This window comes from Neorhizobium sp. T6_25 (assembly GCF_002968555.1).
Taxonomy (GTDB): Bacteria; Pseudomonadota; Alphaproteobacteria; order Rhizobiales; family Rhizobiaceae; genus Neorhizobium.
Genome location: NZ_PVBL01000031.1, coordinates 1 through 19,309 on the forward strand (window position 1 = coordinate 1; position 19,309 = coordinate 19,309).

The window sequence follows — 19,309 nt, forward strand, 5'->3', positions numbered from 1 at the left end:
TCGAGATTGATCGTATTGCCCTCGCGGCTACCGGCGAGGGTCGAAGGCTTGCCCGACACCCCTACATATGTACCCGAATAGGAGTTACCCGACGTATTGACCTTGGCTTTGAAGCCCCGTGTAACGATCACGAGGGCACGGCATGATCCATCCATGGAAAAGCTTGATGCATCAGCCTCGGACTTCATATTGCAGGACACGCTGACGTTCTCACCACCGAGCCTCCGGAGCACCTTGCCGCCGCCCGTCCAGTCACCTTCGATCGACTTCAGGAAGTCTTCCTCGGTTGCCATCGCGCCGAAGGGAATAAGCGAACCTGCGATCAACGCAGCAATCGAGAATATGTGCATCGTCAGCTTCCTTGTTCTTGATGCATCACAACCGCGGTATGTCGGCGATGGTTCCGCTTGCTCTATTGGCATCGAAGCCGCTGGCGGGTGTAAAAGGAACCGAAGGCGGCGGGCACGCCTACGAAGCGTAGCTGCTTGGCAGTCGACTTCCGGTAGAAACCTCGGCAGCATTCACAAGAGCAGAACGCGCTGATGATTTATCATCTGTAACGCCCGGTTAAGCATAAGCCGGGCTGAGATCTCGCCGTTGGAACGGCGGCGGCCTGGCAGCGTTTGGCCCCCGTAGGACGGAGGCGCATATTGGACATGTTGTGTTTTTGGGGAGCTGCTGCACTGCAGCTTTGGCTCGGTTTTTTTCTAATTCGCTGTCATTTCCAATCCGGACGACGCGACGATTTGCGAGCCGCCTGGCACGCCTCGGCTATTTCTTCTCCGAGATGGGAGCACGAAATCACAGCGGCATGAACCGGAACCCCCCGCACACGCTCTATGTTACCAGATGATCTGCCTGCACCAACCCTTTCACTCTGCACCTGCCGCCGAGGAGCCCGCCAATCGGGGTAGCGGCGAGGTGGGTGCAAGCGTCCGATTGTTGTTGCCAAGTGGCGGGAATGAGCGCGTCGTACCACCTCCAGCATTGTGCCGGGAGGAGAACTACCATGCCGTGAAAGCGAGGACCGGCCTATATAGCGGGCGTTCAAATGGGGCACTCCCATTGCCGTTCGCATCGGTTACGGCTCGCCCTGAAATGATAGAGAACGCTGCGGACGGGCTGGATTTCAATTTATCCGAAGGGTCTCGGTAGCGATATATCAGCATCAATGGTGCCGCTTTCGTTTGTCGATCCAACTCGAGCTTCAAGCTTTTTTCCCGAGCGCCCGACGCCCGCGTCCGTTCTTCCAATTTCAGCATCCGTAGACCAAATGTGGTTACGTAGCCACAAACGTTGAGGCTGGTCATGACCATCACAACAATTTCAGGCCGTGAACTCAATCACGATCTCGGTCGCGCAAAGCGCGCCGCCAAGGACGGGCCTGTCATCATCACCGACAGGGGACGGCCCGCGCATGTCCTCTTGTCTTTCGAGGAATACAAGAGGCTTACTGGTAAAATGCGGACGCTGGGTGACATGCTGGCCGCGCCGGGGGCGGAAGACGTTGACTTGCCGCTGCCGCTACGCACGGAACCTGCCCAGCCGCTCGCTCTGTCCTGATGTTGTTGCTCGATACGAACGTCGTGTCCGAGCTGCGCAAGGTTGCGTCCGGCAAGGCCGATCCCAATGTCGTGGTCTGGAACGAAACCGTCGATCCGGCCGAAACATTTATTTCGGCGGTGGTTCTGCATGAGTTGCAAATTGGCGTTCGGGTGGTGGAGCATAATGATGCCGTCGCCGGGAAGGTGCTTCGCAACTGGCTCGAAACCGCAGTCCTCAAAGCATTTTCTGGGCGTATCCTGCCGCTGGACGAGGCGGCAGCCGTTAAGGCCGCCCAATGGCATGTGCCCAATCCAAAACCGATCAATGACGCCTATATTGCAGCGACAGCCTTCACCCGACGTATGACGCTGGTGACGCGTAACATCAAGGACTTCGAGGGCATGGGAGTGACGCTCGTGAACCCGTGGGACACGCCGGCATAGGGCCAATTTCGATCTTAGCGGTTTAGTCTCGGCATTTGATGGAGCGGATCGAGGGTGAAGCGTTCGGGCTGCGAAGCCCATGCTTTGCATATGAACTCGGAAAGCATCATGAAGCATGTCTCCATCGTTCTCGCGGCACTTCTGACGCCGCTCCTGATCGGAGCAGGCACCGCGGCTGCCGATTCATGGAAGGATGAGAGTGGCAAGGGCTTCGACAAACGACGTTCGAACGAAGATGGTCAGTATGGACGCGGTGAGCGCGAACGACGCCGCACCGGGGAGATCCCACGGGGCCATCTGCCTTCAGTCGGTGGATGCAGGATGTGGTATCGCGGAGTTCCGGCAGGGCAACAGCCACCGCCGTACCGTTGCTAAGTTTCCCCAGGCAACGGAATTCCGGTAATGCGCCCTCCGGGTGATCGATGGATTTCAGGATTTTGCCTTCAGTGCCAGCTCCTCGGGAATATAGACACGGGCAGGAGAATTCTTCGAAGAGTCGTTGAGCATGACAAGTGCGACGACCATTCCCACTATGGCCATCAAGACCATCAGGACGGGAGTGCTGCTGCGGCTGCTTCTGGGCTGATTGTAAATCATGGACCGATCCAACACGGTCGGGCGTGTATCCCACGCCCGACCGCACTAATTTAGTTGATGACCTGGATGACCTTCCGCGAGGAAGGTTCGACGATCACGCGCTGCTCGTTCACGACGGCATAGGCGTAGTTCGGATTGTCCGGCACTGCCTTGACGACGACAGTCGAGGGTAAGGGCTGGCCGACGACCACCTTCTCCTTCACGACGACCCGTTCCGTCGGTGCGGGCAAGTCACGGACATAAGTGACCACCGTCGGGGGCGGCGGATCGATTGCCGTACCTGCGACCGCCCCGACTACCCCACCGACCGCAGCCCCGACTGGTCCTCCGACGATAGCGCCGGTTACCGCGCCGCCAGCCGCTCCGTTGACAGTGGACGACTGAGCAAAGGCTGTTCCGCCTGCCAGCGCGAGCATGGCCGTCGTCAGGATGAGTTGCTTCTTCATTGTGTTTCCTCCTTCGTTGCTGCGGCCGAAGCCGTGAGACAGCAACGTTGGCTCGCACACGACGTTCCTCCCTTGGACTTCGGTCCAAGCGCCATAGGCCTTTATGCCCAATGCCGGGGGAGGAGGGTTGGGCCCTAGGTCCCAGAGCTTTCGGACCGAAGTCCGGGCCTCGGAACAGGACGATCCTTCCGCGGTTGTTCCAACACCTCGCGAGGCGAGTGCGGGAACAAGGAAAAGAAGGATAACATGATGAAAAAGTACATGATTTTCGCAGCAGCAGGCCTAGCCGCCATGGCAGGAACTTTCGCCGCTTCAGCACAGACCGTCGTCGTGGCCCCCGAGCAGGAAACGGTCATCAAGGAGTATGTCACCAAGCAGAAGGTGAAGTCCGTAGATGTTCCGAATGTCACCGTCAGTGTCGGTGCATCGCTTCCCGAAACGGTTGAACTCCACACGGTCGACGTGCCGGACGTGAAGTATCGCTATGCCGTTGTCGGCGGCAAAACCGTCCTGGTTGAGCCGAGCACGCGCAAGGTGGTGCACGTCATCAACTGATCAGATCGGAAATCGCGCGTCCTAACAGTCGCCAGACATGTGGGCGCCGTAAAACACAAGATGGAGAACCAACATGAGACTCTTTAATAGGAAAGCCCTCCTCGTCGCCCTGCTTGCAGGCTCCACACTTTCGCTTCCCGCACTCGCCCAGAATTCGTCCGGCGGCTCTGCCGATCCGAGGCTCCTTCCCAAGGAGGGAACCTCCAAGCAGGGTTCGGCCTCGGGTAGCCAAGGCACCAAGGCCACCGCGCCGGAGGCGGGCGCCTCGGGCCAGTCGGCAGGCAGCAACAGCCCGGAGGCAAAGCAGCAGCCGGCGCAGAATCAGGCGCAGTCCGAGCAGCTTCGCAAGCCCGGTGAAGCAGGTAGCGGCGCGTCGAAGGACGGCCAGAGCGCTGCCACGAAGGACAGCCAGAGCAAGACTGGCACCGATGCGGCTCAGACGGACGATCAGAAAAAGAAGATGAATCAGGACGCCGCCGCCGGTTCGGGCACTGATCAGACAAAGCAGTCGGCCCAGGGCTCCGGCACTTCGACCGAAAAGAAGGATACGAATGCGGCCAGCAGCACCACTCAGACAAGCCCCGACAACAACACCAATACAGCAAGCGGTACGCAGCAACGTCAGTCGAACGAGACGGACGCGGCCTCGGCTGACCGGCCCTCGAACGAGGTCACGGGCAGCATCAATATCTCCACCGAACAGAAGACCGAAATTCGAAACATCATCGTGGAGAACAAGGTCGAGCCGATCAAGCCGAGCTTCAGCGTATCGGTCGGCGTCGCAGTCCCCAAAACGGTGGAACTGCGTCCGCTTCCGCCGAGGGTTGTTGAAATCCTCCCGGCCTATCGCTCGTACCGCTACTTCGTGCTTGCCGATAATCGCATCGTGATCGTCGAGCCGGACACCTACGAGATCGTCTACATTCTCGTGGTCTGACTTAGGTCGCCACGTCTGCAGAGAGCGTCGCTGGCCAGGAAGGGTAGCGGCGCTCCTTCTTGTTCGGGCCGTACTGCGACCGCTGGCACGGCTGCGGGCCAAACAAAGACCGCCTGGTCGAATCTTGATGGTTGTCTCGGCGATGCCGGGAAGCCGTACCCGATGTTCATCACCATCTCGCCTCCGACCCATGTTGCCAGGTCAGCCCTTGCGAGGGAAAACAACATTGGAGGAGCCGATTGAAATCGGCCAAAACCGTCGCGAGTTTATAGCTTCAAGGAAGCTGTCATCTGCCTGCAGGATGAGCAGCCGAGAGGTTTGATGGCTGTCGATGTAAAAGTACCGATCGCCATTTGGGTCGGGGATGCGTAGCACCTCTATCGCATGCCCTTGGGCGTCCTGACATAGGATTACTTGAGTAGGATCTGGTGTCATCTCCACGATTCTCCCGCCTGGCCGATGATGGAACAGCGGTTCGTACGAATCAACAGGTCAGCCCATCGAGATACCACCATGGAAAAGTTGTACCTCCCGCTTGATCGAGTGCCACGTTGAGCGTGAGCCATTCTTCATTTTCGTCCGATTTCAGGTCGTTAACCAAATCGATTTCGGGAGGCTTAACCTGCGCGTTTTATTTTCTGCTTAAATACGAAAAGGCAGATACTCGCATGGTCGGTCAGTCGCAGTGGTTCTTGAAATGGCTCCTCCCCACAATCGCGTCGGCTTTGGTTGGAGGGCTGCTCCTGGGGACATTGTACTGGGCCGCGGCGAGAGCCGACCAGGTGGCTGCAGCACGCCAGAAGGACCTGGTCACTCTGATCGTTTCCAAGATGCAATCCTCTGTTGCCCACGATCAAGAAAGCGCGACCGTGTGGGACGACGCCGTCATCAAGAGCAAGGCCGGCGATCTCGACTGGCTCGGCACCAACCTGGGGCAGTGGATGAACACCTACTTCGGCCATGACGCCGCAGTGGTGCTCTCTGCGGAGGGCCAAGTAATCTACCAGTTCATAGCAGCGTCAGAGAACGCGCCTTCTGCAGAAGACTTGCGCGAATCCTATCTGCCCCTGGCCAGACGCCTTCGAGAGAGGCTGACTGCGGGTGACGAAGAAGGGGTTTCGGACACTGTCCTGTCGATTGGGCAGAGCGACCTGACATATATCGGGAAAAGGCCAGCCATCGTCAGCGTCAAACCAATCACTTCCGACACAGGCGAGATTGAGCAGCAGGCGGGCGAGGAGAACCTGCACGTCGCCGTGCGTTTCCTCGACAGTGATTTTCTCACCGACATCGCCAACGAATACCAGTTTGCGGAGATGCAGTTCACGGTTCACGAACCGCATGACAAGAGCCATTCTCAAATCCCGCTCAAGTCCGCATCTGGGCGGCCGATCGGTTTCTTCAATTGGCATCCATTCGAGCCGGGATCCAGCGTTCTCTATGCGACGCTTCCTGTGATCGGGCTTTCTGTCCTGTCAATATTCGGCGCTGCCAGCCTTGCGGGTCGAGCAATCTGGAGGCGCTCGGTCAGGCTCGCGTCCAGCCGCCGGGAACTTCAACATCTCGCGCTGCACGACAGTCTCACAGGATTGGCCAACAGGGCCTATTTCGAACGGGAGCTTTCCAGCCGGCTGGAGAGCGCCCTGCCGCAGGCCAAGCACGGTGTGCTGTTCGTGGACCTCGACCGTTTCAAGGCAGTCAATGACACCTACGGACATCCGACCGGGGATAAACTGATATCTCTCGTCGCGCTGCGGCTCGCGGATCTCCTCCCGAACGCCCTGATTGCCCGGATCGGAGGCGACGAGTTTACCGTCCTGCTTGAGGGGTTCGAGATCCAAGATGCCGGCGTTTTAGCGGACAGTATCGTAAAACGCCTACGCGAGCCCTTTGAGATCGATGGCGCTCATGTTGTGGTTGGGGCGAGTGTTGGGGCCGCGCTGTCGACCGGTAGGCTCGATGCCATGGAACTGACCCGCAGAGCCGATATCGCGCTCTATCATGCGAAGGCGGCTGGACGTAACACCTACGCGATCTTCGGCGAGCATATGGACGATCTCCTTCGCAAGCGCAGGCGCCTGGAGCACGACCTGCGTGCGGCGCTGGACGCCGGAACGCAGTTCGAGGTTTTCTATCAGCCGGTCTATCCTGCAAATAGCGACCTCCCATGCTCATTGGAGGCGCTGTCGCGTTGGCGGCACCCGGAGCTGGGCCTGATTCCCCCCGACGTGTTCATTCCCATCGCAGAAGAGATTGGCGTCATCCATGAAATTGGGGCTCTCGTTCTGGAGGATGCATGCAGCTTGCTCGCTGAGCTGCCGTCGACAGATATCGCGGTCAATGCCTCAGCCGTTGAGCTCGGTTCTCCTGGATATCCTCTCCGCGTCCTATCCATACTGGCGAAATGGGGTGTCGCACCCAACCGCCTCGAAGTCGAGATCACCGAGAGTCTCGCGGTCAGTGGAGAAGAGCAGACCACGCGGAACGTTGCAATGCTGAGAGCAGCGGGCGTGCGGCTCGCCATCGATGACTTCGGCACGGGGCATTCGTCATTCTCCAGGATCCAGAACATGATCGTGGACCGGATCAAGATCGATAAATCGTTTATTCAGGAGATCGATCAACGCCGAAGCAGAGCAGTCGTGGAGGCGATTATCACGATGGCTCGTGCGCAGGGGCTGGATACGACGGCCGAGGGCGTCGAGACTAACGACCAGAGAGAGACCTTGATTTTGCTTGGATGCGACCACGTCCAAGGCTTCCTGCTGTCACGGCCGGTCTCCCGTGGACAGGTCACGGCTCTGTGCTCTGCATCGCCGAGCACAGTCCAAAACCAGCAATGGGAAACCGCCTAGATTGATTTCCCTGACGAACTGCCAGGAGTTCGTGCGCGGGGGGTGCATGACGCGGACGACGGGGGGCCTGTCAAGCTTCCCTCTTCGGCTGCGCGAATTTGATGGTTCGGATGAAGTTGCCGAGATGCGGCCAGAATCCCGCGAACGCGGGGTTGCCCCGGTTGTTCATCATCGCGCGATGCCTTTTCTCGACAAGCCTGAGCCGGTATGGATGAGAGGTCCTGACCGCGGAAGGAAGCGACACCGCCTTTCTCCGGGGGACGCGTGCGGTGATGCTCCGCAAGAGGGTTTTCCCGCGCCGTCTTGCCGTCGACGCGCTTCACTACTACCTTCATGAAAAAATGAGGGATGGTGATATGGGTATCTTTGATGGGCTTCTTGGGCATGGATCTACGGTAGATCCCAACGACCTGAAGCGCCGCCTGGACGGTGTTCTGATCGAGGGAGAAACACCGCAACTTGCCTTCAAGGTGATTCGCGATTTCTTCGTCTTCACTCAGTCCCGCATCATTCTGGTCGACATCCAGGGCATCACCGGCAGCAAGGTCGACTACACCTCCATCCCGTATAAGGCCATCACCCGCTTCTCGGTTGAAACGGCTGGGACGTTTGATCTTGATTCCGAGCTCAAGATCTGGGTTTCCGGCTCCAGCACGCCTATCGCCAAGACGCTCAAAAAGGGAACCGACGTGCGCGGCATTCAACGAGCGTTGGCAACTGGAGTGCTACGGTAGACCGGCCAAGGTTCAGCCCTGGTGTAAGTCGGATCCCGGAGCCTGACGCCAGGACCATTGCCGTTCATATCAATGAAGATGGTTCCTACAGCATCTAGGGCAGCGCGGCCGACCGGCATCGTGCTCATCCGCTAGCCGGTATCGCCGCGCTCGATGTTCTTCACGCTCATCTCGGACTGCTTCGCAGCTCAAAAGCTCAATGATTTCACACGCGCTGGGCGTAAGCGGGATGAAACTATTCAGGCACCATTCATCGACCAGCGCGCTAAGTGCCTCCACATGGAGGAAGAAAATGCGCAATGTACTTTTGGCAGCCGGCCTATTGGTGGCTGGATTGTTTGCTGGTCCAGCCAGCTCGATGCCGGCCAGCGGGATCACTGTTCCGCCGAATCCCAACATACAGTTAGTGGATCGTGCCTGTGGCCGTGGTTTTGAATTGACCCGCCGCGGATTTTGCCGGCCTAGCCGGTGGGCGCCACCGCCGCCACCGCCGCGGTATTATCACCGAGATCGGCGTGATCGATGGGACGACCGTCGCGGTCCGCCTCGCCGAGATTGGCGAGACGGTCGCGATAGGCGCGATCGCCGCGAGTGGCTATGAAAGCGAGCCCCTTCCGTGAGGAGGGGCTTTTTCGTATCAACCTCATAAGATTCCTTGCGTTAACGCTAAAGCTCGATGTCTACCGGTGTGCGGGATAGCGGTCGGGAGATTGTCACCTTGCGATCATCACACGGCATTCTTCGATCGCTCACGCGTCCAAATCGAGTGGCTCGAAAACGCCGGCGTGCAAGCGGTGTCCAACATTGCCATGTTCAGACCGGGTTCGGGACGCGGTCCGAGATAACAAGGCTATTTTCAATGATTGCCTAAAGCTGAGCCCTCGAATGAGCAGACGGAGCAAGCCCAGGGCGTTGAAAGAGCGGTAGCGACCGCGTTCCGGAGTCGACCGCCCGTGGCCTGACCACTGCAGGCCTTAGGGTACTGGCGTCAGAAACATGAGATCCTCAGTGGAAGGCGACCGTCGCTTGGGCGTTTAGTTTGACGGAGCTGGCGTAGTGGATGCCGGACGGAACGCGGCTGAACCTATTTACCTTATCCTGCGGTTAACTGAGGCGATGGGAACGTTCTCCCACCTCAGGACCATGCTCGTAAATCGGTGGGAAAAGCCGCTCGTTTTAGAGCGGGATGGCCTACGGGTCACAATTACTAGTGCGGAAGAAGGCGTGAACTGGCTTGCTCACGAGCCAGGCCAGGCAAATCAAGCCTGGCAGCATGCTTGGCAGACCTGCCGGGCAGTGGATGAGGGGCGGTTGCCTGCGGAAGAAGCCAGATCGGCAGTGTTACTGGCGGCGGCCAACCGCCGCCACTAGCGCGCGTGCCATCTGGCTTTCGCGGGCATTTCTTTTCAGTCTGACTCATCAGGGATTGGGAGCTCGCATATGCTTTAACGTTTTGGCGGATTGCAGTAATTCTGCAGCACGTCGTAGACGAGTTGCGCCGCGGTTCGCTGGTGGATAGATAGATCCGTCAGGCAGCCTCCGGCGGTTGGCGCTTCAACAGTTCATGGACGCTGCTGATAGGGAGAGGCTTTCCGAACAGGTAGCCTTGTATTTCGCTACAGCCCTGCTCTCTTACCCGGTTCAATTGATCGCTCGTCTCGACACCTTCGGCGGTGGTCGTGATCCCGAGACTTGCCCCCAGATCGACGACGGCCTTCACAATGGCAGCGCAATCCTTGGAGTTTCCAAGTTCGCGAATGAAGGATTGGTAGATCTTGATCTTGTCAAATGGAAAGAGCCGCAGATAGCTCAAGGATGAGTATCCGGTACCGAAGTCGTCCATCGCAATCCGCACCCCCAGGCTCCTGATATGGTGCAGCGTTGCCAAGGCCGTGTCGTTGTCGGTCAGCAGAACCGATTCAGTGATCTCGAGTTCAAGCCGAGATGCTGGTAGCCCTGCATCGCCGAGCGCAGAGACGACGGTGTGGGCAAGCGTCTGGCTCTTGAACTGGAGCGGGGAAATATTGACGGCCACGGCGATATCGGCCGGCCAACTCGCGGCGTCTTTGCAGGCCTGACGCAAGACCCATTCCCCAATGGGCACGATCATTCCGGTTTCCTCCGCCAGCGGGATGAACTCAGCCGGGGAAACCAGACCGCGCTCAGGGTGATGCCAACGCAGGAGGGCCTCGAACCCAACAACCTGTTCGGTTACCGTGTCCACCTGCGGCTGATAGTAGAGCTCGAATTGATTGGTTTCGAGGGCCTGCTGGAGCACAATTTCGAGATCACGGCGGGCTTGTCTGTCGGCATCCATCACAGTTTCGAAGAAGCAAAAGGTGCCCCGGCCATTCGCTTTTGCCTTATACAACGCCGTGTCGGCGTGCCGCAAAAGTGAGTCGCCCATGTCGCCGTCGTCTGGGGCCATCGCAATGCCGATGCTGACGCCAATACGAACGGATTTCCCGTCGATGATGAAAGCCTTGTCGACAACGTCAATAATCCGCTGGGCCAGGGATGAAGCCTGGTCTCTGCTTTGGACATCGGTCTGAAAGATAACGAATTCATCGCCGCCGAGGCGCGCGATGCTGTCGCCGTCACGTAAACAGTCCGTCAGCCTGTCTGCAACCGCTTTGAGCAGGAGATCGCCCACGGCGTGCCCCAGGCTGTCATTTACCTCCTTGAATCGGTCCAAATCCAAACATAACAAGGCGCTTGCCTTCCCGCTGACTGCGAGCTCCCTGTCGATCTTCTCACGCAACAGCGTTCGATTGGGCAGTCCTGTCAGCGGGTCGTGGCCGGCCATATATTTGATTTGCTCTTCCGCGCGCACCGAGTCGGTGACATCTTCGTGCGCTGCGACATATCCGCCGTTTTCCATGGGATTGTGTGAGATCTTTATGACCCTGCCGTCCATTAGGGATATGTTCTGACTTGCCGTTGATCGTTTCAGGGCGGCTTCAACGACAACATCAAAATAGGTTTCACGATGGGCGGGCGCATTGCCCGCTATCACCCGGTAGTCGAGAATCTGCTGCAATGGTGTACCCGGTCGGGTCAGTTGCTCCGACAAACTGTACAAGCGCGAGTAGGCCGTGTTGCACAGCATTAGATTTTTGTCCGCGTCGAACATGCACAATCCGTGAGGCATGTTGGCTAAAGCCGAATCGAAAAGACTGGTCTGTTCGGAAAGCTCTTTTTTTATCGCCGCATGTGCTGAGATATCCTTGCACTGGATCAACCAGCAGCCATCGCCCACGGGAGTGGAAGTCATGGACAGCAGTACCCCGCCGACTTCTATTTCCTGCTGCAGCGATTTCTGTTCGGTGACCAAGTGTGTCAACCAAAGCCTCGTTTGGTTACAGGCAGGCAAGTGGTCTGCGATCGCCTTTGCATCCGCTACCATAGTCAGTTCAGGAATTTGCAGCAGTTGCGACAGGCGATTGTTTACCACCAGCACCCGCAAATCCGAATCCAGAAGCGCGATACCTTGAGCGATGTTAGCGAAAATGACCTCGAAGGGGGTGAGCATGTTCCATCCTCTGCTCGCTGGAGCATACACGTGTATGTGGTGTGGGGCGAGCCGAATGCAACGGGGCTCTATAGGGCTGTCATTCCTTTCGATCAGGTACCTCGTGCGCATATCGCCTCAAGCGCGCATGATGGCTTGCGATGATCGAAGGGAGCCGCGGACTAGTAGGATCGTTCAGCTTCCGTGACCTCGACCGCAACATCCATTGTCATGAAGGCGTCCATACTGGAATGAGGTTTGCACCGCCCAAGCTTTGGTTGGTTGGATCGAATGTTATCGGGCTCGCTCCGGGGACAAAGGCTTCCGCCCACGCATGGGTCGAGCCGCTATCCGTCATGGAACTGGGAGCCCCACTCGCCCAACCAGCTTCAGCAGATGAAGGACGGCCTCGCACGCCTCAGGGCCCAGGGCAGGGACGTCATCATACTTTGACAAGCGACCGGGAGCCGCCCGAGGCGGGCAGCGTAATAGTAATCGCGCGCCGAGTTCTTATCAGGCAAGCCCGACCGACTAGCAGATGATCTTGATGCCGACCATATGGCCTGGAGTTGCGGTGCTGCTATTGCCTCCGCGTTGGCGCTCAACTGTTCCCCTCTGGAGGCTTTTGGCCTCCGCGCCTTAGGCGCCGCGGTTTTGCTGCACCTTTTTTCTGCACGCATGAAATCAACAGCTGATACTAGCCACAAGTCCCCCTGACGATGCGGCCCGTTGCCGGGTCCGTTTCGATGGTCACGCGGTTTTCTCTGAAATCGTGGGTGACGCTTTGGTCCGGCTTGATCTGACGGACGATGTTTGCACCTGTCAACCGCATAGCCTCTTCATCAGTTAGCCTTGGCTTCCCCGCAAGAGCCTGAGCCGCCGTGGGGTCGCACGTTCGTTGGGGCGAGGACGCCAATGCAGTCTTGCCGTTGCATGAGACCAAAGCGGGAAGCAATCCAATCAGCAGAATGCCGAACACCCAATGCGGTGTAATCATGAGCAGCTCCTGGTTGACTGTGAATGGGAAGCGATCAGCGCAGCCGCGAAAAGAGTTGGCCGTTGCGTCAAAACTGTGGCGGAGCATCCTGTCATCGGTCTCTTGACATGCCTTTTCCTCCCTCTGTCAACTTTGAGGCGCTCCTGAGGCTGTGACGCAGGGCTTTGGTAGGTGCCTCGAATTTCAGTCGTTAAGATTTTACCGACTTCTCTAACTCGGGGGTCAGGCGGTCATGAAAGGATGGCAGCCGGAGGTCCTGATGTTCCAACTGGTTTCCTGTATCACTGAGCAACACAACTGGCTGCTTTTGCTTGTCGCAGTCTGTGTCTGCAGCGCCGGCAACCTGGCGGGGGTTTTCATGCTGTCGCGCGCTCGACAATGCGTGCGGGCGCATCGGAACCTATGGCTTGCGGTCGCCGGGACTGTGTTTGGCGGGACGATCTGGGCAACCCATTTCATCGCCATGCTGTCATACAGTATTCCCGTTTCCTACCGGTTGGTAGAAACAGGCTTATCGATCGTCGTGGCGATTACAGTCTCTTGTCTTGCTACTTTTGCGTCCCTCTGCAGTCGGGGTCGACAAGGCGCCGTCGTGGCCGGAATTCTTCTCGGACTGGCAATCGCAACGATGCACGCCATCGGCCTCAGCGCCATTGGTTCATCCGCCCTTATCGAAGGCGATTGGGCGACCCAGATGGCCGCATGGATGCTGGGCGGTGCGTTTGGAGTCGGTGCAATGCTGGTTCTCGTTCATCGGATGACAGGCGGCAGGCTGATCCTCGCCGCGCTGCTGATCGTCGGCGCCGTCTGCAGCCATCACATGGTTTCGATGAGCGGCCTTGACATCGTGCCACATTCTGAAGCGGCTCGTACTTTGACGTTCGTCGACCGTGTGGGCATCGCAGTCGGCGTCTGTATCGTCTCCAGCCTGTTGATCGCTACAGGCGTTGCGGCGCTATTCTTCGATCGGCATCTGACGGATGTCAAAGGACTTGCCAACGCGACGTTCGAGGCAGTTGTAATGACTCGGGCCGGGCGGATTGTTCATGCCAACGTGAGATTTGCAGCGCTCATGGGAAGGGCGGTCACCGAACTCAAGTCGCAGGTTCTTTCTGATTTTCTGATTGACCGGCAGGGGTCGCGAGGCGTCCTCAAGTCGCCAGATGGGCCGGTTCCCGTAGAGATCGTCGAGGGCATTATAGAATTCCGTGGCCGCGAAACCTCGGTGCTCGGTCTGCGCGACATCAGTGAGCGGCTGGAGGCCAACCGGCAGCTGGTTCATCTTGCCTCGCACGACCCGTTGACCGGGCTTCTGAACCGGCGTTCGTTCAGCAGTCGCTCCGAGGAAGCGATCGCCGAAGCTGCGGCTGGAGGAAACGAAGTCTCGCTGCTGACATTCGATCTTGATCGCTTCAAGTCGATCAATGATGTCCACGGCCACGCGCAGGGCGATGTGATTTTGCAGCAGGTTGCTGATGTTCTCAACGCTTCCTTCGACGACGGCGCGATCCTTGGGAGGATGGGCGGAGACGAATTTTCCGTCCTGTTGCCGGGACGTCAGACGTTTGAAGCGCAGCAAGCTGCATCGGTGTTTTTCACCAACTTCAAGTCACTGTTTGATGCGCACGACAAGGCAGGAGCTCTAGGTGTGAGCGTCGGGATCGCGACATCCCCGGAACATGGACTTGAACTCAAGCAGTTGCAGAATAATGCTGACGCTGCCTTGTACCGCGCGAAATCGCAGGGCAAAGGACGTATATGCGCATTCGACCGTTTCCTCGACCAGCAACTACGGACGCGTCGGCGGCTCGAGGAAGAATTGCGAGGAGCGGCGGAGTCCGGTCAACTGTTCCTTCTCTACCAGCCTATTGTTGAGGCTGTGTCGGGTGAGCCACGTGGTTACGAAGCACTGTTGCGATGGCGCCATCCCACCTACGGTGTCCTGTCTCCGGCGGTGTTCATTGGAGCTGCCGAGGAGAGCGGCAGCATCCTCGAGATCGGGAAATGGGTTCTGGAGGAGGCCTGCAGGCAGGCCGTGACATGGAATGACAGGCTCTTCGTTGCTGTCAACGTCTCGGCAAGACAGTTGTTTTCCTCCGATTTGATCGAACACGTGACGACCGCTCTCAACATAAGCGGTCTTTCAGCGGACAGGCTGGAGTTGGAGATCACCGAGACATCGCTTCTGGAAGATCGCGCAGATGTTGCCGCTTGCTTGGAAGCCCTGACAGCACCTGGTGTCAAATTGGTCATGGATGACTATGGCAGCGGTTATTCGTCGATAACCAACCTCCGGCGCTTTCCGTTTCACAAGGTAAAAATTGACCGCAGTTATGTCGCTGCGCTCGATGAAGACCCGGTCGCCGAAGTCGTCATCGACTGCGCCTTGGCGCTCGGCAAGAGCCTTGGACTGACGGTCGTCGTCGAGGGAATTGAAACGGAAGCACAACGCACTCGCGTCGCTGACAAGGCTCCGCATCAATTGCAGGGTTTTCTGTTTGGACGTCCTGAGGTCATGGAAGGGAAAATCTCCGTCTCAGAGAACGAGCCATCCGCGACACACACACCGCGACCCGCTTTTACGATGCGTTAACCATGACTCGATACCATAGGGTTCCCGACGCGATGTCCTCCCTACGCGTCGCTGGGAAAACTTGGACCGTGAGACTTCGTCTCCGGTCCTTTTTCTCGTGACGGCAAAGCTCGTGGCTCGACTATCGGTCCTGCAGTTCAATCCACTCGGGCGCATGGTCGCTTGTGTGTGACCCACGCAAACTTATCGACCCTGGGCTCGGTCAGACGGTCATGCAGCGCTGGGCCAAGCAGGAAATGACCGATGCGCTCATCGGATGGAGAAACCGGATCGCGTCCGCCCGGCCCTGGTTCATGAGCGCGGCATATGTAGGTCTGACCTCCGGACGGAGCAACGCGTCGTCCAGCCACCGCCCGGCTTGTAGACCTCGAGCTCGGCCGGCATGACGTTGAAGTCGCCGTTCATCCGCATAGGCGCGCAAGCGTTCGAACCAGCGAAGCGTGTAGTCGAACTTCAGGCCGGGGCACCGCGCCCATCAAACTATTCAACGGTGATCAGAACTAAAAGTTGACTCCTTCGTAAGATTCCGCTATTTGTGGTTTATCGATCTTTTGCTTGCTGAACTTTGGTTGCCGCGCGATTAGCACCGCGCCTGACGAACTTCCCTTTCAAAATCAATCGCTATCACCATCCGCAGGGCTTCGGCTCTGGGGTCACTTAATCTTGCTTTGAAAGGGTTCATCATGACCACAGGCACAGTAAAATGGTTTAATTCCACCAAGGGCTTCGGCTTCATTCAGCCTGACAACGGCGGCGCTGACGCGTTTGTCCACATCTCTGCCGTCGAGCGCGCCGGAATGCGTGAAATCGTCGAAGGCCAGAAGATCGGCTACGAACTCGAGCGCGACAACAAGTCGGGCAAGATGTCGGCCTGCAATCTTCAGGCGGCTTGATTTTAGGTTTCTGCTTTCCCTTGACCACGGATGTACTGGCACTGTCGAAAGCAAGTTATCTGCGAGGCCAGGCGAACAGCCTGGCCTTTTTCCGTTCTCGCGACCTACTTTGGACGACCCATGACACAGACACATTCAAAATCGCGGCAGCAGGCTGAGATTGCGTTCGGGCACACCCAGACGGAGTTTTTCGCACGCGCTCATGCGGTCGAGGAACTCGACTCGATCGTCCAGGCCCGGGAAGCAAAGACATTGCGGCTACGCGAGGCGCGCCTCGCCAAAGAGGCACAGGGTATCGCCGCCGCCGCCGAGGCGCTTATCAGCAGACGCCTTAAAAAGCCCTGATCTGCACGGGGGCCGTCCTGTTCCCTGACAAGGGACAACGCTTGGCCCCTAGTCTAGGTCTCGCCCCCGCAAGGAACCGCGGCATTAGGTAGCAAAGACCACCAAAAGCAGCTTAGGCATCTGAATACTACAGAAATTATCGGCGTTTTGGAGCAAGTGCCACATGCGTCAGGCGGCGCGTTAGGAAGTGGCAATCGCCAACGTTGTGCCTCTACCGACGCGGTTTTACCAGTGTTTCTGGGGTTATCAGATGCAGCCGCTCGTTTTCTTTCGCCAAACTCTCGACATCGCTTGAAAAACCACTTCTACTGAAAAACAGGTAGTGCTTGCCCGTCGCTCCTTCCCCGTAAGTCGTTTTCTCGGATCGCTCACGCAACAATCGGACGTGGCCAAGGTCGATCACGCGCGATCGCCATTTGCATTCGCCATAGAAAAATGCACCATCCAACAATCGCCCCGCGACATCGATGTCGAAATCGGCGTGACCCCAAATCTGGCCAACCTCCTGCGTCGGAACCGCAAGGACCTCCTGCAGATGAAGCCTTGCAAATTGAAGGGCGATCGGTTCGAACGCAATCCCCATATATTCGGAGAACCGAGGCTCCACGACGCGGTCGTAAACCTCCTCGCCAAACCCGCTGCTGATCGCGCTCAGGTTTGGTCGCACGAAACGATGCCAGAACGACATCAGGCTGTCTGCAACGCGATAGCGGCGGTTTCGGCCCTTTTTCTCGGCATCCAGCGATTTCGAATTATCGATCAAATCAAGCGCGAGCAGTTTTGCCAGGTACGGTCCAATACCGTCTGCTTTGACACCCAGTCGGTTTGCGATCTCCGACTTAGTGTTGCAACCGTCAGATACAGCCGCAACCACGCTTGAGTAAAAGGACGGCTCTCTGAGTTCGGTCTGCAGCAGCGTGTTCGGTTCGTCGATCAGCGTGCCTGTCTCGGTGAGCAAGAGTTTGATGACGTTGTTGCGGAGCGGTTCCTGAGCGTCGCAAAGCTGAAGATAGTAGGGAATGCCGCCGAAAATCGCATAGGTTCTGATAATGTCGTCGGCCGTGTACTCCGGGAAAAACTTGGCGACATCGACAAGCGGCAAGGCCTTCATGTCGAGCGACAGGGTTTTTCGCCCGTAAAGCGGGTTCCGTTCCGCCAACAGGTCTTCCATTTGAGAAATGGCAGAGCCGCAAAGGATCAGTTTCATCGCCCCATCTGCAAGCGCGCCGGAATCCCAGAATTTCTGCACGATCGATGGCAGTGCTGGCTCGTTATCAAGCAGATAGGGAAATTCGTCGATCGTGACGATCAATCCCGGATGCTCGCCGGCATGCTCGGCAACATAGTGCAGTACCCCCTCCCAGCTTGACAGGGCTTCGAGCTGTGGCTTTGATCCGATTGCCCTTCCGACATCGGATTTGAACTGCTCCAGGTTCAAAAGTGATGAGACGCGGGTCGCCTGAAAGTAGATTTCCGGGCGATTCTTGGCGGCCTCCCGAAGGAACCGCGATTTGCCGATCCGCCGTCGGCCAAATACGATGATGAGGGAAGGTCGTGGCGAATCCAATTCGGTCCGCACCAGCTTGAGTTCACGTTCGCGCCCGAGAAACTGCATATGCCTGCCCTCCGGTAAATATAATTACCTTAATCGTGATTACCTTAATCGTGATTATCATAATGGCGGTTCCTTTTGTCAAGGTCTGCGCGCTAGGGGCCATCTGGTTCTTGGTGAACTCGGTGAAGGCAAAGCGGCGCTCCAGCTCTCGCGCGACGAGATCGGCGTCCAATACAAGACCGCCTGGGTCCTCCTGATGAAGCTGCGCGATGCCATCGCATGGCGCAGGGAGGGGATGGTACTCGATGGCGAGGTCGAGATTGACGGCAAGTACGCTGGCGGCCACATTCGTCCTGAAAACAAGGCCGAGGATCGCATTGATCGTCGCCTCAAGAAATACCAGAACGTGAAGCGTCTGTGCGCCCTTGCGATCCGCCAGCGCGGACTGGAAGGGCAGACGTTCACGCGGATCATCCGAGACGAAGACAGCAATGCGGCTTGGGCAGCCGTCCGAGATCACGTGTCGCGGGAGGCAACGGTCTTCGCGGACGAGCACGGCAGCTATAACGACTTGGCTGGTTTGAACGCGTTGAAACGCGTCAGCCATTCAAAGGCATATAAGACCGACGACGGCACAAACACCAACCAGGTCGAGAGCTTCCTCGCGGGTCCAACGAGCCCACGTCGGCATCCACCATCGGTTTCCGTTGAAGTACTTCGACCGGTACGTGGCCGAACTCGCGTGGCGCGAGGACTGCCGCCAGATGAGCAACCGCGGCCATACGTTCCAGGTGCTGGGCAAGGCGCTATCTCGCCCAACGTCACGATATCTGTGCGGGTACTGGCAGGTAACAAGCCACCTGACATGATCTGGGAAGCCTAAGCGGCGACCTCCCACAGAACCTTACGGCCGTCGAACTGGCCGGACTGCCGAACGCGTCCCGCAGTCGTCAGTTGGGTGAGGACCGCCGATAGGCGGTGGGCGGTGCCTGAGAGGTTCTGTGGCTCGCTCGGGATTCCAAGTTTGGAGGCGAACTTCGTAGCGCAGTCGGTAACCGAGATCGGTTCTCCTGCTTCGCGCAGGACCTCCAGGACGGCTTGGCGCTTGTTTATGCCATTCATGGCCGCTTTTACCTCGGACAACGACGGCTTTGCCTTACGAGGCCGATCACCGCGACCTGACCCCGGCTGTACGATGCCTGGAAGTCTGGCTCATCTACCCGCTCCCTTTCAAGCTGCTGCAGCCTGTCAATCAAGGCGGCTCGCTTCTGCTTCAACTCGTACGCTACACTCATTCGAGGCT

General features: G+C 57.8%; 19 protein-coding genes and 2 pseudogenes. 11 read left to right on the forward strand and 10 right to left on the reverse strand.

Annotation, left to right across the window (positions count from 1 at the left end):
* On the reverse strand, positions 1-350 hold a 350-nt coding region (locus C5L10_RS28705), incomplete at its 3' end, for a hypothetical protein (RefSeq protein ID WP_105432452.1).
* A 958-nt stretch (positions 351-1,308) separates the two neighbouring features.
* On the opposite strand from C5L10_RS28705, the gene C5L10_RS28710 reads away from it, so the two are divergent.
* Together C5L10_RS28710 and C5L10_RS28715 are read left to right on the forward strand one after the other, a co-directional pair.
* Complete coding sequence (locus tag C5L10_RS28710; protein WP_105432453.1) at positions 1,309-1,563, forward strand: type II toxin-antitoxin system Phd/YefM family antitoxin; 255 nt, start codon at positions 1,309-1,311, stop codon at positions 1,561-1,563.
* The gene (locus tag C5L10_RS28715; protein WP_105432454.1) at positions 1,563-1,988 is read left to right on the forward strand and encodes a type II toxin-antitoxin system VapC family toxin; all 426 of its coding nucleotides are present in this window, start codon (positions 1,563-1,565) and stop codon (positions 1,986-1,988) included. The genes C5L10_RS28710 and C5L10_RS28715 overlap by 1 nt, the downstream gene beginning before the upstream one ends.
* Before the next feature lie 429 nt (positions 1,989-2,417).
* On the opposite strand, the gene C5L10_RS33935 is transcribed toward C5L10_RS28715, so the two are convergent.
* Together C5L10_RS33935 and C5L10_RS28725 are read right to left on the reverse strand one after the other, a co-directional pair.
* Positions 2,418-2,585 (reverse strand): hypothetical protein, encoded by a 168-nt coding sequence (locus tag C5L10_RS33935; protein WP_172717233.1) that lies wholly within the window; start codon positions 2,583-2,585, stop codon positions 2,418-2,420.
* 50 nt (positions 2,586-2,635) lie between these two features.
* Positions 2,636-3,031: a DUF1236 domain-containing protein gene (locus C5L10_RS28725; protein WP_105432456.1), complete on the reverse strand. Its 396-nt coding sequence runs from the start codon at positions 3,029-3,031 to the stop codon at positions 2,636-2,638.
* Positions 3,032-3,280: 249 nt separating this feature from the next.
* Between C5L10_RS28725 and C5L10_RS28730 the strand changes: the two genes are divergently transcribed.
* The 4 genes from C5L10_RS28730 (at position 3,281) to C5L10_RS28750 (ending at position 8,112) form a co-directional block, all read left to right on the forward strand.
* Positions 3,281-3,586: a DUF1236 domain-containing protein gene (locus tag C5L10_RS28730; protein WP_105432518.1), complete on the forward strand. Its 306-nt coding sequence runs from the start codon at positions 3,281-3,283 to the stop codon at positions 3,584-3,586.
* A 73-nt stretch (positions 3,587-3,659) separates the two neighbouring features.
* The gene (locus tag C5L10_RS28735) at positions 3,660-4,523 is read left to right on the forward strand and encodes a DUF1236 domain-containing protein (protein WP_105432457.1); all 864 of its coding nucleotides are present in this window, start codon (positions 3,660-3,662) and stop codon (positions 4,521-4,523) included.
* A gap of 557 nt (positions 4,524-5,080) precedes the next feature.
* Positions 5,081-7,378: a bifunctional diguanylate cyclase/phosphodiesterase gene (locus tag C5L10_RS28745; protein ID WP_245448264.1), complete on the forward strand. Its 2,298-nt coding sequence runs from the start codon at positions 5,081-5,083 to the stop codon at positions 7,376-7,378.
* Between the two features lie 356 nt (positions 7,379-7,734).
* Positions 7,735-8,112 carry a PH domain-containing protein gene (locus C5L10_RS28750; RefSeq protein ID WP_105432519.1) on the forward strand — a complete coding sequence of 126 codons (378 nt, stop codon included), beginning with the start codon at positions 7,735-7,737 and terminating at the stop codon, positions 8,110-8,112.
* A gap of 461 nt (positions 8,113-8,573) precedes the next feature.
* On the opposite strand, the gene C5L10_RS33940 is transcribed toward C5L10_RS28750, so the two are convergent.
* Positions 8,574-8,759 (reverse strand): hypothetical protein, encoded by a 186-nt coding sequence (locus tag C5L10_RS33940; protein WP_172717234.1) that lies wholly within the window; start codon positions 8,757-8,759, stop codon positions 8,574-8,576.
* A 496-nt stretch (positions 8,760-9,255) separates the two neighbouring features.
* Between C5L10_RS33940 and C5L10_RS28765 the strand changes: the two genes are divergently transcribed.
* Positions 9,256-9,483 (forward strand): DUF982 domain-containing protein, encoded by a 228-nt coding sequence (locus C5L10_RS28765; protein ID WP_105432520.1) that lies wholly within the window; start codon positions 9,256-9,258, stop codon positions 9,481-9,483.
* Positions 9,484-9,640: 157 nt separating this feature from the next.
* Here C5L10_RS28765 and C5L10_RS28770 read toward each other — a convergent pair whose 3' ends face one another.
* From C5L10_RS28770 to C5L10_RS28785, 3 genes and pseudogenes are all read right to left on the reverse strand, one after another.
* Positions 9,641-11,644: a bifunctional diguanylate cyclase/phosphodiesterase gene (locus C5L10_RS28770; RefSeq protein ID WP_172717235.1), complete on the reverse strand. Its 2,004-nt coding sequence runs from the start codon at positions 11,642-11,644 to the stop codon at positions 9,641-9,643.
* A gap of 223 nt (positions 11,645-11,867) precedes the next feature.
* Positions 11,868-11,978, reverse strand: a pseudogene (locus C5L10_RS34570) (transglutaminase family protein); the annotation flags it as partial.
* Positions 11,979-12,320: 342 nt separating this feature from the next.
* Positions 12,321-12,620 carry an I78 family peptidase inhibitor gene (locus C5L10_RS28785; protein ID WP_105432521.1) on the reverse strand — a complete coding sequence of 100 codons (300 nt, stop codon included), beginning with the start codon at positions 12,618-12,620 and terminating at the stop codon, positions 12,321-12,323.
* 259 nt (positions 12,621-12,879) lie between these two features.
* On the opposite strand from C5L10_RS28785, the gene C5L10_RS28790 reads away from it, so the two are divergent.
* Complete coding sequence (locus C5L10_RS28790; RefSeq protein ID WP_172717236.1) at positions 12,880-15,213, forward strand: EAL domain-containing protein; 2,334 nt, start codon at positions 12,880-12,882, stop codon at positions 15,211-15,213.
* A 121-nt stretch (positions 15,214-15,334) separates the two neighbouring features.
* Here C5L10_RS28790 and C5L10_RS35080 read toward each other — a convergent pair.
* Positions 15,335-15,676, reverse strand: a pseudogene (locus tag C5L10_RS35080) (exodeoxyribonuclease III); the annotation flags it as partial.
* Positions 15,677-15,896: 220 nt separating this feature from the next.
* Here C5L10_RS35080 and C5L10_RS28800 point away from each other — a divergent pair.
* Positions 15,897-16,106, forward strand: coding sequence for a cold-shock protein (locus C5L10_RS28800; protein ID WP_037062590.1), 210 nt, complete (start codon positions 15,897-15,899; stop codon positions 16,104-16,106).
* 120 nt (positions 16,107-16,226) lie between these two features.
* A complete protein-coding gene (locus C5L10_RS28805; protein WP_105432463.1) occupies positions 16,227-16,451 on the forward strand; it encodes a hypothetical protein in 225 nt (74 codons plus the stop codon).
* A gap of 211 nt (positions 16,452-16,662) precedes the next feature.
* Here C5L10_RS28805 and C5L10_RS28810 read toward each other — a convergent pair whose 3' ends face one another.
* Entirely contained in the window at positions 16,663-18,066 is a 1,404-nt protein-coding gene (locus tag C5L10_RS28810) for an ATP-binding protein (protein WP_105432464.1), read from the reverse strand.
* Between C5L10_RS28810 and C5L10_RS28815 the strand changes: the two genes are divergently transcribed.
* Positions 17,993-18,889 (forward strand): IS1595 family transposase, encoded by an 897-nt coding sequence (locus C5L10_RS28815; protein ID WP_245448266.1) that lies wholly within the window; start codon positions 17,993-17,995, stop codon positions 18,887-18,889. The two genes, C5L10_RS28810 and C5L10_RS28815, sit on opposite strands and share 74 nt — an antisense overlap.
* Here C5L10_RS28815 and C5L10_RS28820 read toward each other — a convergent pair.
* A complete protein-coding gene (locus tag C5L10_RS28820) occupies positions 18,886-19,128 on the reverse strand; it encodes a hypothetical protein (protein ID WP_105432465.1) in 243 nt (80 codons plus the stop codon). The genes C5L10_RS28815 and C5L10_RS28820 overlap by 4 nt on opposite strands.
* Positions 19,129-19,309: the final 181 nt, after the last annotated feature.